The 12,811-nt window shown below is 69.1% G+C and carries 12 protein-coding genes; 1 reads left to right on the forward strand and 11 read right to left on the reverse strand.

The features are described from left to right. Window positions 1–44: 44 nt before the first annotated feature. The 7 genes from LCL87_RS17445 to LCL87_RS17475 form a co-directional block, all read right to left on the reverse strand. Window positions 45–725: a response regulator gene (locus tag LCL87_RS17445; RefSeq protein ID WP_225021857.1), complete on the reverse strand. Its 681-nt coding sequence runs from the start codon at window positions 723–725 to the stop codon at window positions 45–47. Beyond that, complete coding sequence (locus tag LCL87_RS17450; protein ID WP_225021859.1) at window positions 722–3,295, reverse strand: sensor histidine kinase; 2,574 nt, start codon at window positions 3,293–3,295, stop codon at window positions 722–724. Before LCL87_RS17450 ends, LCL87_RS17445 begins: the two co-directional genes overlap by 4 nt. Then, complete coding sequence (locus tag LCL87_RS17455; RefSeq protein WP_225021861.1) at window positions 3,273–3,923, reverse strand: potassium-transporting ATPase subunit C; 651 nt, start codon at window positions 3,921–3,923, stop codon at window positions 3,273–3,275. Before LCL87_RS17455 ends, LCL87_RS17450 begins: the two co-directional genes overlap by 23 nt. Before the next feature lie 7 nt (window positions 3,924–3,930). Further along, window positions 3,931–6,057 carry a potassium-transporting ATPase subunit KdpB gene (kdpB, locus tag LCL87_RS17460; RefSeq protein ID WP_225021863.1) on the reverse strand — a complete coding sequence of 709 codons (2,127 nt, stop codon included), beginning with the start codon at window positions 6,055–6,057 and terminating at the stop codon, window positions 3,931–3,933. Beyond that, window positions 6,054–7,754, reverse strand: coding sequence for a potassium-transporting ATPase subunit KdpA (gene kdpA, locus LCL87_RS17465; protein WP_225021865.1), 1,701 nt, complete (start codon window positions 7,752–7,754; stop codon window positions 6,054–6,056). Before kdpA ends, kdpB begins: the two co-directional genes overlap by 4 nt. A 19-nt stretch (window positions 7,755–7,773) precedes the next feature. After that, on the reverse strand, window positions 7,774–7,872 hold the full coding sequence (kdpF, locus tag LCL87_RS25955; protein ID WP_145272899.1) for a K(+)-transporting ATPase subunit F: 99 nt from the start codon (window positions 7,870–7,872) through the stop codon (window positions 7,774–7,776). Between the two features lie 248 nt (window positions 7,873–8,120). Further along, window positions 8,121–8,768: a pyridoxamine 5'-phosphate oxidase family protein gene (locus LCL87_RS17475; protein ID WP_225021867.1), complete on the reverse strand. Its 648-nt coding sequence runs from the start codon at window positions 8,766–8,768 to the stop codon at window positions 8,121–8,123. Window positions 8,769–8,847: 79 nt separating this feature from the next. Between LCL87_RS17475 and pdxR the strand changes: the two genes are divergently transcribed. Then, window positions 8,848–10,320: a MocR-like pyridoxine biosynthesis transcription factor PdxR gene (gene pdxR / locus LCL87_RS17480; RefSeq protein WP_225021868.1), complete on the forward strand. Its 1,473-nt coding sequence runs from the start codon at window positions 8,848–8,850 to the stop codon at window positions 10,318–10,320. Here pdxR and mutM read toward each other — a convergent pair. From mutM to LCL87_RS17500, 4 genes are read right to left on the reverse strand one after another with little or no spacing between them, the layout of a single operon-like run. Beyond that, window positions 10,256–11,122, reverse strand: a complete 867-nt coding sequence (mutM, locus tag LCL87_RS17485; protein WP_225021870.1) for a bifunctional DNA-formamidopyrimidine glycosylase/DNA-(apurinic or apyrimidinic site) lyase — start codon at window positions 11,120–11,122, stop codon at window positions 10,256–10,258. The two genes, pdxR and mutM, sit on opposite strands and share 65 nt — an antisense overlap. Window positions 11,123–11,145: 23 nt before the next feature. Next, window positions 11,146–11,913, reverse strand: coding sequence for a ribonuclease III (rnc, locus tag LCL87_RS17490; protein WP_225021872.1), 768 nt, complete (start codon window positions 11,911–11,913; stop codon window positions 11,146–11,148). A gap of 16 nt (window positions 11,914–11,929) precedes the next feature. After that, the gene (rpmF, locus tag LCL87_RS17495; protein ID WP_005512081.1) at window positions 11,930–12,112 is read right to left on the reverse strand and encodes a 50S ribosomal protein L32; all 183 of its coding nucleotides are present in this window, start codon (window positions 12,110–12,112) and stop codon (window positions 11,930–11,932) included. A 2-nt stretch (window positions 12,113–12,114) separates the two neighbouring features. Continuing rightward, window positions 12,115–12,681, reverse strand: coding sequence for a YceD family protein (locus LCL87_RS17500; protein WP_225021874.1), 567 nt, complete (start codon window positions 12,679–12,681; stop codon window positions 12,115–12,117). Window positions 12,682–12,811 lie beyond the last annotated feature (130 nt).

Consider the following 12,811-nt stretch of genomic DNA (forward strand, 5'->3'; position numbering starts at 1 on the left):
GGGACGCTCGTCCAGTCCGCCAGTCCCGAACCGACCGTTAGTTGCTACACCTGGAATCGATATCCCATGCCGGTCTCGGTCAGCAGGTGGCGAGGCTTCGACGGATCGACCTCGAGCTTGCGACGCAACTGAGCCAGGTAAACCCGCAGGTAGTGCGTCTCGGTGGCGTACGCCGGTCCCCACACCTCGCGGAGCAGTTCCTTCTGCCCGACGAGCTTGCCCTTGTTCCGGACGAGCATCTCGAGCATGCCCCACTCGGTGGGTGTCAAGTGCACTTCGGCCCCATCTCGAGTGACCTTCTTCGAGGCCAGGTCGACCGTGAACGAATCGGTCACGACGACGGGTTCTCCGGTTTCGGCGGCCGCGGCGCCGCGACGGACCGCGGCTCGCAGTCGCGCCAGGAACTCGTCCATCCCGAACGGTTTGGTGACGTAGTCGTCGGCGCCCGCGTCGAGCGCCTCCACCTTGTCCGACGAGTCGGTCCGCGCCGACAGCACGATCACCGGCGCCGTGCACCACCCGCGCAGCCCGGCCAGCACCTCGATGCCGTCGATGTCGGGCAGGCCGAGATCGAGGACGATCACCTCGGGGTGTCGCTCGGCCGCCGCACGTAGCGCCGCCGCCCCGGTCGACGCGGTCGTCACCTCGTAGCCCCGGACACTGAGATTGATCCGCAGCGCCCGCAGGATCTGCGGCTCGTCGTCCACCACCAGCACCCGCGTCATCGGGCCCCTTTCGCTTCCTCGGCACCCGCGGGTGCCGCATCCAGTTCGACGATCATCGTCAGCCCTCCACCGGGGGTGTCGGTGACCCCGACCGTGCCGCCCATCGCCTCGACGAATCCCTTGACCACCGACAACCCGAGCCCCACCCCCACGGTGTTGTCGCGGTCGCCGAGCCGCTGGAAGGCGTCGAAGACCTGCTCGTGTGTGCCTCGGGCCAGTCCCGGTCCGGTGTCGGCGACGGTGATCGTCATCAGGTCCCCCGCCCTTGCCGCACCGATCCGGACCGGTTCGTCGGGCGCGTAGCGCAGCGCGTTGTCGACCAGGTTCGCGATCACGCGCTCGAGCAGACCGGCGTCCGCCATCACCGCGGCGTCGCCCACCTCGACCTTGACCTGGTCGCGGACCCGACGCGCGGAGCCGGGACCACCGAACCCCGCCCCGACCAGCGCCCGGTGCACCACCTCCTCGAGATAGACCCGGCGCAGCGTCGGCTTCACGACGCCCGCGGCGAGCCGCGAGGAGTCGAGCAGGTTCCCGACCAGGGCGGTCAGCTGATCGGTGGACTCCTCCACGGTCGCGAGCAGTTCCGCGGTGTCCTCGGGCGAGAACTCGACGTCGTCGCTGCGCAGACTCGACACCGCGGCCTTGACGGCCGCGAGCGGGGTGCGCAGGTCGTGGCTGACCGCCGACAGCAGCGACCGGCGCAGCCGGTCGGCCTCCGCGAGGGCCTGCGCCTTGCTTGCCTCCTCCGCGAGCTGCCGCTGCCGGATCAGGCCCACGGCCTGGTTCGCGACGGCGTAGAGGACCTTGCGGTCACGGGCGCCCAGTTCCTCACCCGCGAGCAGCAGCGCGTACTCGCCGTCGCTCACCTCGCAGACCGTGCCGGCCTCGTCGATCGTGCTCGGCGCCGACGGTCCCGCGGCGCTGACGACACCCTCCCCGCGCCGGACGACGCTGACCCCGGTCTGCGAGTACGTTTCGCGCACCTTCTCGAGGAGCGCCGGCAGGTCCGCGCCGCGCAGCACCGATCCGGCGAACAGCGCGAGCAGTTCCGCCTCCTGCGACGCCCGCCTCGCCTCCCGGCTGCGTTTGGCCGCCGCGTCGACGAGGATCGCCACCGCGACCGCGACCACCAGCAGCACGATCGTGGTGATGAAGTTGTCGGGCTGGGCGATGGTGAAGCTGTAGAGCGGGGCGGTGAAGAAGTAGTTGAGGAGCAGCCCCGAGATCAGCGCCGACACGATCGCGGGGCCGACGCCGCCGAGCAGTGCCACCACGAGCACGACGACGAAGAAAAGCGCGTTCTGCCCGCCCACCCCGGCGAAGCGGTCGATCAGCCCCATCAGGACGGCGGCGATCGAGGGAACGACGACGGCGGCGAGCCACGAGACCGCGCGTCGTTCGCCGCGGCCGAGGAACGAGATCCGGTGCCGGGTCGCGGCCTCGTCGTGCGTGACCATGTGGACGTCGATCTTCTCGGACTGCTGGACTATCGCCGCCCCGATCCCCTCGTCGAGGATGCGGGCCCACCGCGACCGCCGCGACGTCCCGATGACCAACTGGGTGGCGTTGACCTCGCGGGCGAACTCGAGCAGCGTCGTCGGCACGTCGTCGCCGACGACGCTGTGCAGGCTCGCACCGATGCTCGTGGCGAGCTTGCGCACCTTCCCCATCTCGGCGGCGGCCACCCCTTCGATGCCGTCGCCCCGGACCACGTGCACGACCATCAGTTCCGCGCTCGCCTTGCCGGCGATGCGGCTCGCGCGGCGCACGAGGGTCTCGGACTCGGGTCCCCCGGTGACGGCGACGACGACCCGTTCGCGCGCCTCCCACGTGTCGGTGATCTTGTTCTCGGCCCGGTACTTCGCGAGCGCGGCGTCCACCTGGTCCGCGACCCACAGCAACGCGAGTTCGCGCAGCGCCGTGAGATTTCCGCGCCGGAAGTAGTTGCCGAGCGCCGCGTCGACCTTCTCTGCCGAGTACACATTGCCGTGAGAGAGCCTGCGCCGCAGCGCCTCCGGGGTGATGTCGACGAGCTCCACCTGCGAGGCGGCCCGCACGACCGCGTCCGGCACGGTCTCCTGCTGCGTCACCCCGGTGATCTGCTGCACCACGTCGTTGAGACTCTCGAGATGCTGGACATTGAGCGTGGAGAGCACGTCGATGCCGGCTTCGAGCAGTTCGTAGACGTCCTGCCAGCGTTTCTCGTTGCGGCTGCCCGGGGTGTTGGTGTGCGCGAGTTCGTCGACCAGCACCACCGCGGGCCGCCGGGCGAGCACCGCCTCCACATCCAGTTCCGGCATCGCCGTGCCGCGGTACTCGACGAGCTTCGGCGGGATCAACTCGAGACCCGCAGCCTGCTCGGCGGTGCGGGCGCGGCCGTGGGTTTCCACCACGGCCGCGACCACGTCACCGCCACGTTCGAGACGCCGATGCGCCTCCCCGAGCATCGCGTACGTCTTGCCGACGCCCGGCGCCGCACCGAGATAGATCCGCAACTCGCCGCGGCGCCGTGCGCGGTACTGCTCGGGACTGCTCACAACGCCATCATTCACCCGCGGAGGCCGCATTGCATCCAGGTGCGGTCAGTCCGAGCGCGACGTTGAGTTCGAGCACGTTCACCCGCTCGGCGCCGAGGAATCCGAGCTGACGGCCGTCGGTGTGCTGCGCGACGAGGTCCTGGACGCGGTCCTCGGTGAGCCCGGTGACCTTTGCGACCCGAGGAACCTGCAGGTTCGCGTAGGCGGGCGAGATGTGCGGGTCGATGCCGGACCCGGATCCGGTCACCGCGTCCACCGGGACGTCCTGTGGGGCCACGCCCTCCCGCTCGGCGACCGCGGCACGACGTGCCTCGATGAAGCCGGCGAGCACCTCACTGCTGGGGCCTTGATTGCTCGGCAGAGCGGCGGCGGGATCGCCGGTCGCGAACGGGTCCTCGTCGGCGACGGAACCGACAACCCGATTGTGGAAGAACGGATCCGGCTCGCCGTCCGCGACCTGCGGATCCACCCCGACCCAGCGGCTGCCCACGACGCACCCCGCGGCGTCGGTGACCGGGGAGCCCTCCGCGGACCCCGAACTGATGCGCCCGACACCCCACACCGCGGCCGGATACAGAACCCCGAGGATCGCCGTGAGCGCGAGCAGCACCAGCAGCCCGGCCCACACCTGCTTGAGGAAACCGATAGCGAATCTCATTGCAATTTCACCCGATTCCAGGAATGAGGCGGACGACGAGGTCGATCAGCCAGATGCCGATGAAGGGGGTGACGACACCGCCCACACCGTAGATCAACAGGTTCCGGCCCAGCAGCTTCGACGCCGCCGCCGGACGGTAGCGAACACCCCTGAGCGCCAACGGGATCAGACCGATGATGACGAGCGCGTTGAAGATGACCGCGGACAGGATCGCCGACTGCGGAGTCGCCAGGTGCATGATGTTCAGTACCGCGAGCTGCGGGTAGATCGCGCTGAACAGTGCCGGCAGGATCGCGAAGTACTTCGCGAGGTCGTTGGCGAGTGAGAACGTCGTGAGCGCACCGCGGGTGATCAGCAACTGCTTGCCGATCTCGACGACCTCGATCAGCTTGGTGGGATCCGAGTCGAGATCCACCATGTTGCCGGCCTCCTTCGCGGCCGACGTGCCGGTGTTCATCGCGACGCCGACGTCGGCCTGAGCCAGGGCGGGGGCGTCGTTGGTGCCGTCGCCGGTCATCGCGACGAGGCGCCCGCCCTCCTGCTCCTGCCGGATCCGCTCGAGCTTGTCCTCGGGCGTGGCCTCGGCGATGAAGTCGTCGACGCCGGCCTCCTCGGCGATGGCCCGCGCGGTGAGCGGGTTGTCGCCGGTCACCATCACGGTGCGGATTCCCATGGCGCGCAGCTCGGCGAAGCGCTCGGCGATACCCGGCTTGACGACGTCGGTGAGCGCGATCACGCCGAGGACCGTCGCGGTGCCGCGTTCGGCGATCGCCACCACGAGCGGGGTGCCACCCGCGAGCGCGACCTTCTCGACGGAGTCCGACACGGCCGGATCGACCGCCGCACCGTAGCCGGCCACCCACGCCAGCACGGCGTCACCGGCGCCCTTGCGGATCTGCTGCGGCCCTGCCGCCGTCGCGATGTCGAGTCCACTCATGCGCGTCTGCGCCGTGAACGGGACGAACTCGGCGGCGCGCTCGTGGTCGGTGGCGTCGGCCCGGAGCCCGAACCTCTCGGCGCACAACTCGACGATGCTGCGCCCCTCGGGGGTGCCGTCGGCAAGGCTGGACAGCCGTGCCGCGGCGGCCAGTTCGTCCTCCGAACGGCCCGGGGCCGGGTAGAGCGCGGTGGCGCGGCGGTTGCCGAACGTGATGGTGCCGGTCTTGTCCATCAGCAGCGTGTCGATGTCGCCGGCGGCCTCGACCGCCCGGCCCGACATGGCCAGCACGTTGCGCTGCACCAGGCGGTCCATGCCGGCGATGCCGATCGCGGACAGCAACGCACCGATCGTGGTGGGGATCAGGCAGACCAGCAGCGCGATGAGTTTGATCGGGTCCTGCTCCTGGCCGGCGTACTGGCCCATCGGCCCGATCGCGACCACAGCGAGCAGGAAGATGATCGTGAGCGACGCGAGCAGGATGTTCAGCGCGATCTCGTTGGGCGTCTTCTTGCGCGATGCGCCCTCGACGAGCGCGATCATCCGGTCCACGAACGACTGCCCCGGCGCACACGTGATCTGCACGACGATCCGGTCCGACAGCACCGTGGTGCCACCGGTGACCGCACACCGATCACCACCGGACTCGCGCACGACCGGCGCGGATTCGCCGGTGATGGCCGACTCGTCGACGGTCGCGATGCCCTCGACGACGTCGCCGTCACCGGGGATGACCTCGCCCGCCTCGACCACCACCGTGTCGCCGATCACGAGCGAGGTGGCCGAGACCTCCTCGACCGCGCCGGACGGCGTGATCCGTCGGGCGACCGTGTCCTGCTTCACCTTCCGCAGGCTCGCCGCCTGCGCCTTGCCGCGCCCCTCGGCCACGGACTCGGCCAGGTTCGCGAAGATCACCGTGAACCAGAGCCACGCGGCGATCGCCCACGAGAACACCGTCGGCTGCGCGATCGCCATCACCGTGGTCACGACGGACCCGACGAGGACGACGAACATCACCGGGTTGCGGGCTTGGTGTCGCGGGTCGAGTTTGCGCACCGCGCCGGGCAGCGACGTGATCAGCTGCCGGGGGCTGAAGATTCCGGCCTTGACCGGAGAGTGACCGTGCGAGGAATCCTCGTCGGGCACGTCGGTTCGGACGTCGGTCACAGGGACCGTCGTGTGGGTTTGAAGACTCATTGCAGGGCCTCCGAGATGGGCCCGAGAGCGAGGGCCGGGAAGAAGGTGAGAGCCGCGACCAGCACGACGGTGCCGGTGAGCAGTCCCGTGAACATGGGGCCGGACGTGGGCAGGGTGCCCGCGCCGGCGGGTGTCTTGCGCTGCGCCGACAGCGATCCCGCGAGCGCGAGGACGAACAGGATCGGCAGGAAGCGTCCCAGCAGCATGCAGACGCCGAGCGCGGACTGGAACCAGTCGCTCGTGACCGTGAGTCCGCCGAACGCGCTGCCGTTGTTGTTCGACGCCGACGCGAACGCGTAGAGCACCTCGGTGAAGCCGTGGATCGAGCCGGGGGTTCCGGGATCGCCACTGTTGCCGAGGTATCCGACGGTGGAACCGAGGATGACGGTGATGCCGGTGCCGACGAGCACCAGGGCGGGCATCACGAGCACCGACAGCGCCGCGAGCGTGATCTCCCGCTGCCCCAGCTTCTTTCCGAGGTATTCGGGGGTGCGCCCGACCAGCAGGCCGCCCACGAAGACGGCGATCAGGGCGAGCACGAGGATGCCGTACATACCGGTGCCGACGCCGCCGGGTGCGATCTCGCCGAGCAGCATGTTCAGCAGCACCGCACCGCCTCCGAGCGGAGACATGCTGTCGTGCGCGGAGTTCACCGCGCCGGTGCTCGTCCCGGTCGTGGCCACCGCGAACAGTGCCGAACCGGGGATTCCGAAGCGAACTTCCTTGCCCTCCATCATCGATCCGGCGGCGTTGGCTGCGACGCCGCGCGCCCCGGACTCGGCTGCGAGGGTCACCGCGAGCAGTCCGAAGAACAGCGTCGACATGACGGCGAGGAGCGTCAGGCCCTGCCGGCGATCGCCGACCATCGTGCCGAACGTGCGGGTGAGACTCACCGGGATCAGCAGGATCGCGAGGATCTCGACGATGTTGGTGATCGGGGTGGGGTTCTCGAACGGGTGCGCCGAGTTGGCGGCCAGGATGCCACCGCCGTTGGTGCCGAGTTCCTTGATCGCCTCCTGCGACGCCACCGGGGCGAGCGCGTTGGTGACGGCGTTCCCGTCGAGTCCGGTGGACGAGAATCCGGTCCGGAACGACTGGATCACCCCCTGGCTCAGCAGGATCAGGGCGATCACGAACGCGAAGGGCAGCAGGATGCGCAGGCAGCCACGGGTGAGATCGACCCAGAAGTTGCCGATCTCACCGCCGCGCGAGACCCGGACGAATCCGCGGATCAGCGCGGCGGCCACGGCCATGCCGACCGCGGCGGACACGAAGTTCTGGACCGCCAGGCCGGCGGCCTGCGTCAGGTGGCTCATCGTCGTCTCCGGGACATACGACTGCCAGTTGGTGTTGGCGACGAACGACGCCGCGGTGTTGAACGCGACGGCGGGACTCACGCCCTCCAGGCCGCCGCTGAGCGGCAGCACTCCCTGGATCCGCTGCAGGAAGTACAGCAGCAGCACGCTCGCGGCCGAGAAGCCGAGCAGGCTGCCGGCGTAGCCGTACCAGGTCTGTTCGGTGCGGGGATTGATCCGGCACAGCCGGTACAGGAGGGATTCGATGCGCAGATCGCCGGACCGGAGATCTGTGTCGGTGGTGTAGACCTTCGCCATGTAGTCACCGACGGGGACGTACAGAATCGCTAGCACGGCAACGACCAGTGCTATCTGCAGTCCCGCTGCGAGAGCGGGATTCATGTATCAGACCTCTCGAGGACTAGAACCGCTCGGGGTTCAGGAGCGCGATGAGCAGGTAGATCACCAGTGCGGCGGCGATCACGACGACGGCGACACTGACCGTCCCGGCGACCGTCACCTGACACTCCTCGTCTGCAGACCACGCAGCACCAGCGCACAGACGGCGAACACTCCGATGATCAACCCGACGTAGGCCAAATCAGCCATGACGTTCCTCTTCCGACTTCCTCGTAGGGCGCGCCTGACGACGGCGCGACGTGGAGCGCCGCAACTCGGGCGCCTACTGGAGGGTGCACCCGTTTCGAACCCGCGAACGTCGCCCTGACGCTCTGCTGACGCCGGAATCTGAACGCATTGACGCGATCTTTACGCGCCGTCCAGCAACGCGTTCACCGACGCGGGCACCGGCACACCCTCGTCCACCCACGGGGCGCGGATCGGTTCGCCCGCAACCGTTCGCAGCGGCACCACACCCGCCCACACCCGCGGATCGGCGTCGCCCTCGCTCGGCGGCGCGGCGCGCACCTTGACCGTCCAGTGGCCGGGGTCGATCGGCAGGGCGATCGTGAGGGTCGCCGCCAGTTCCTTGCGGGTCGACGCGCGCACCTCGGCGCTGCGGCCCGGGATGAGCGAATCCGACAGTTCGACGAGCGCGGACTCGGCCTCGGCCCGCTCGAGCGGTGCGAGGTTGCCGTACACGACCGCGGATCGATAGTTCGCGGAGGAGTTGAAGAGGTTGTCTGCCACGACGATTCCGTCGAGAAGCGTCACGCACAGCGATGCGGGCGCGCCGGCCGCGACGTGCCGCAACGCACCGGCCCCCGTCGATCCGTGCAGCAGGATCCGGTCGCCGACGCGGGCGTAGAGCATCGGCACGGCCCACGGTCGGCCGTCGACGACGGTCGCGAGCGTGCCGAAGGCACAGGCGTCGAGCACCGAGTCCAGGTCGGCGCGGGAATCGCGGGAGCGTTCGGAGAGTCGTCCGATGCGGCACAGGGCTGTCGTGTTGGTCATACCGACCACCCTGGCCAATTAGTGGCCGCTACAACAGGTCCAGATTCGACGCTTTGACCAGACCAGTATTCTGCTCGGTGTGGCCCGGATCTCACGCACGTCGACCCTGCACCTCACGCTGCCCGACACCGACGAGCCGCTCCGGCAGCGGATCGCCGGGGCGATGGTCACAGCGCTGCGCGCCGGCGCACTCGGACCCGGGGACCTCCTGCCCGCCAGCAGAGTCCTCGCCGCCGAACTGGGCGTGTCACGTTCCGCCGTCGTCGACGCGTACGACGAACTCGCCGCCGCCGGCTTCGTCGACTCCCGGGCCGGATCGGGTACCCGGGTCGCGGCCGGCGCCGATGTCGCCGCCCACGCCGGCGTGACGCCGCACGTCACCCCGACAGCGGAGGCGACGGTGTCGTCCCGCCCCGCTCACCGCGCCGCCACACTGGATCTCTCCCCCGGCTACCCGGACACCGACCTGATCTCCCCGCGGGACTGGCGCTCGGCATGGCGCGCGGCGACCGCCGGACCCGTACCGAACACCCCGCCCGGCCCGGGAGGACATCGGCGACTGCGCGAGGCGCTCGCGGTGCACCTGCGCCGCACCCGCGGGATCGTGGCGGACGCCGACGAGATCGTCGTGGTACCCGGAGCACTCGCAGCCCTGCGAACCCTCGTCAACGCCGCGAACCTGCCCGGGAAACAGATCGCGTTCGAGGATCCCGGCTACGCGAAGGCCCGAGCGGCGCTCGCGGCCACCGGCGCCCGAATCCGTCCCGTCCCGGTCGACCTCGACGGCATCGATCCCACAGCCCTGCGCCCTGCCGACGCCGCGGTGTACTGCACACCGGCGCACCAGTATCCGATGGGCTCGCGGCTGTCGGCGGCCCGCCGGGCGGCACTCGTCGCCGACGCCACCGCGACGGGTCGACTGATCGTCGAGGACGACTACGACGGCGAATTCCGGTACGGCGTCGCAACGCTGCCCGCACTGCGCGCAATCGAGGGCGGACGCGCGCAGGTGGCGTACGTCGGCACGGCGTCGAAGATTCTCTCGCCGTCGCTGCGACTCGCGTGGCTCGTCCCCCCGGCAGCCCTGCTGCCCCGCGTGCACGACGCCCTCGCGGTGAGCGGCGAGACCGCCTGCGCCGTCACGGCGGACGCGTTCGCGAGATTCATCGAATCGGGCGCTCTCACCAGGCATCTCGCCCGGACGTCGCGGACGTACGCGGCCCGCAGGCAAGCGTTCGTCGATGCGCTGCGGGCGCACCTACCCGACGTGGAGCCCATGGGTGTGGAGGCCGGACTGCATGTGGCGCTGCACCTTCCGGACGATGTCGACGACACCGCGGTCGCCGACGAGATCGGTCGGCGCGGCGTCGTCGTCCGCGGCCTGGGCGCGTACCGAGCGGGCCCGGACGGACCGCGGGGGCTGCTGTGCGGTTACGCGCGGCTTCCCGAATCCCGCGCGGACGAGGCGGCTCGAGTGATCGCCGACGTCATCCGCGAACGAGTCGCGGACGTGGCTGACACCGGGGACAGCTGTAGGACGAGCGGTTCATGAACTTCTCGCGGCGGATCGGTGCCCCGCAGCGCCCGCACGGCAGGTCCTCCTGCCCGTAGGCGTGGAGGGACCGGTCGAAATAGCCGGACTGGCCGTTGACGTTGACGTACAACGCATCGAACGACGTGCCGCCCTGGTCGAGTGCCTCGATCATGACGTCTCGGGCCGCGTCGAGCAGGAGTCGCAACCGCGGGCCGCTGAGTCTGTCGGTGGGACGGTTGCCGTGAATCTCGGCCCGCCACAACGCTTCGTCGGCGTAGATGTTGCCCACCCCGGACACCACGGTCTGGTCGAGGAGGGCGCGCTTGATCTCGGTGTGCTTGGCGCGCAACGTCTTCACGACGACATCGGGGTCGAAACGTGGATCGAGCGGATCACGGGCGATGTGCGCGACCGAGTCCGGCACGACGGTGCCGTCGACGGTCACGAGGTCGGCCAGCGCCCACCCCCCGAAGGTCCGCTGGTCGACGAAGCGCAGGTCGATGCCGGACTCGAGGCGCGCCCGGATCCGGAGGTGCTTCTCGTCGGGCACCGTCGGATCCTGCACGAGCATCTGCCCGCTCATCCCCAGATGGACGACGATCGCGACGGAACTCGGTTCGAGGACGAGCCACAGGTACTTGCCGCGGCGCTCGGCCGACACCACCGTCTGGCCTTCGAGACGCCCGGCGAGGTCGAGGGAGCCCGGCAGATGCCGGCGCACCGCACGCGGATGCAGGACCTCGACGTCGGCGATGGTGTGTCCGACGACGTGGGCCTCGAGGCCCCGTCGGACGACCTCGACCTCGGGAAGTTCCGGCACGCTGCGTCCTCGACCTGTACCGGCTAGGACTCGACGACGGTTTCGTCGGGTAGGACGGACTGCCCGGCCTCCGACAGCGCGCTCCACGCGGTGCTGGCGGCCTTCTGCTCGGCTTCCTTCTTCGAACGGCCCACGCCGACACCGAAGGCGTCGCCGCCGACGACGACCGTCGCGGTGAACTCCTTGTCGTGGTCGGGACCGGTCGCAGTGATCTCGTACGACGGGACACCGATACCGCGCTCGGCCGTCAACTCCTGGAGGCTGGTCTTCCAGTCCAGGCCGGCGCCGAGCTTCGGGGCGCGCGCGAGCAGATCGGAGAACAGGTCGAGCACAACCCGTCGGGCAGTGTCGATTCCGTGTTCGAGGTGGATCGCCCCGAGCAGCGACTCCATGCCGTCGGCGAGGATGCTCGGCTTGTCACGGCCGCCCGTCATCTCCTCACCCTTACCGAGGAGCAGGTGCGCGCCGAGGCCACCGGGCCCCAGGTCACGCGCGACTTCGGCGAGGGCGTGCATGTTGACGATGCTGGCGCGGATCTTGGCGAGCTCACCCTCGGACTTCTCGGGATGGGCCGTGTAGAGCCGCTCGGTGATCGTCAGTCCCAGGACCGAATCACCGAGGAACTCGAGACGCTCGTTGGTCGGCAACCCGCCGTGCTCGTACGCGTACGAGCGATGGGTCAACGCGAGCGTCAGCAGATCCTCCGTCAGAGGAACGCCAAGGGCGACGAGGAGAGATCCGTGATCTTCCTCGCCGCCGGCGTGTGCTGTATTGCTTTTTTTGCTGGTCACAGCGCGACTTAGCAGACTAGACCGCTGCGGTAACCTGACGGCCCTTGTAGGTGCCGCAGGACGGGCACGCAACGTGGGGCAGCGTCTTCTCGCCGCACGCACGGTTCGGGCAGGTGATGAGGGTGGGCGCAGTGGTCTTCCACTGGCTCCGTCGCGACCTCGTGTTGGACCGCGACATTCTGCGCTTGGGAACAGCCACGTCTACTTCTCCTCGTTGATCTTGCTGGCATCAGCAGTTGCATTGCTGGCGTCGGATCCTGCACCGAATTTGGCTGCGAGCCCAGCCCAGCGAGGATCCATTATTTCATGACCGTGCCCGGATTCCGCAATCGCCAGGCGAATGCCGCATTCGGGACACAATCCCTCACAATCGTCGCTGCACAACGGCTGGAGCGGAAGCGCCAGTCCGACTGCATCGACGATCACCGGTTCGAGGTCGATCTCGTCGTCCACGACCCGGTAGATTTCGTCCTCCTCGGTGGTCTCCTCGGTGGCACTGTCCGGATATGCGAACAGTTCCGTGAGGTAGATGTTCACCGAGTCGGTGAACGGCTCGAGGCACCGCGAGCACTCGCCCACCGTGTCCGCGCTGACGGAACCGGTGACGAGGACACCCTCGGAGACCGACTCGAGCCGCAGATCGAAAGTCACGTCCGTACCTTGTTCGATCGCGACCAGGTCGAGACCGATCCTCGAGCGTGCCGGGACAACCCGCGACACCGTACGCATCGAACCGGGACGACGACCCAACGAGATCGTATCCAGCACGAAACCCTCGTCCCTCGTGGGACGCGAGGCCTTGCGATGATGGGATGACACCGGAATCTCTTTCAGGAAGAACAGGGTAGGGCAACCACTCCACGGTACGCGATGAACCGCGGGTAGGCGAAATCGGCGG

Origin of the sequence: Prescottella equi (assembly GCF_020171745.1) — a bacterium.
Lineage (GTDB): Bacteria > Actinomycetota > Actinomycetes > Mycobacteriales > Mycobacteriaceae > Prescottella > Prescottella equi_A.

What these genes read in the sequence shown, in the direction of transcription:
- LCL87_RS17445 (WP_225021857.1), bottom strand. Translation starts at nt 725, where the DNA reads ATGACGCGGGTGCTGGTGGTGGACGACGAGCCGCAGATCCTGCGGGCG.
- LCL87_RS17455 (WP_225021861.1), bottom strand. Translation starts at nt 3,923, where the DNA reads ATGAGATTCGCTATCGGTTTCCTCAAGCAGGTGTGGGCCGGGCTGCTG.
- kdpA (WP_225021865.1), bottom strand. Translation starts at nt 7,754, where the DNA reads ATGAATCCCGCTCTCGCAGCGGGACTGCAGATAGCACTGGTCGTTGCC.
- LCL87_RS17450 (WP_225021859.1), bottom strand. Translation starts at nt 3,295, where the DNA reads ATGCGGCCTCCGCGGGTGAATGATGGCGTTGTGAGCAGTCCCGAGCAG.
- LCL87_RS17475 (WP_225021867.1), bottom strand. Translation starts at nt 8,768, where the DNA reads ATGACCAACACGACAGCCCTGTGCCGCATCGGACGACTCTCCGAACGC.
- kdpB (WP_225021863.1), bottom strand. Translation starts at nt 6,057, where the DNA reads ATGAGTCTTCAAACCCACACGACGGTCCCTGTGACCGACGTCCGAACC.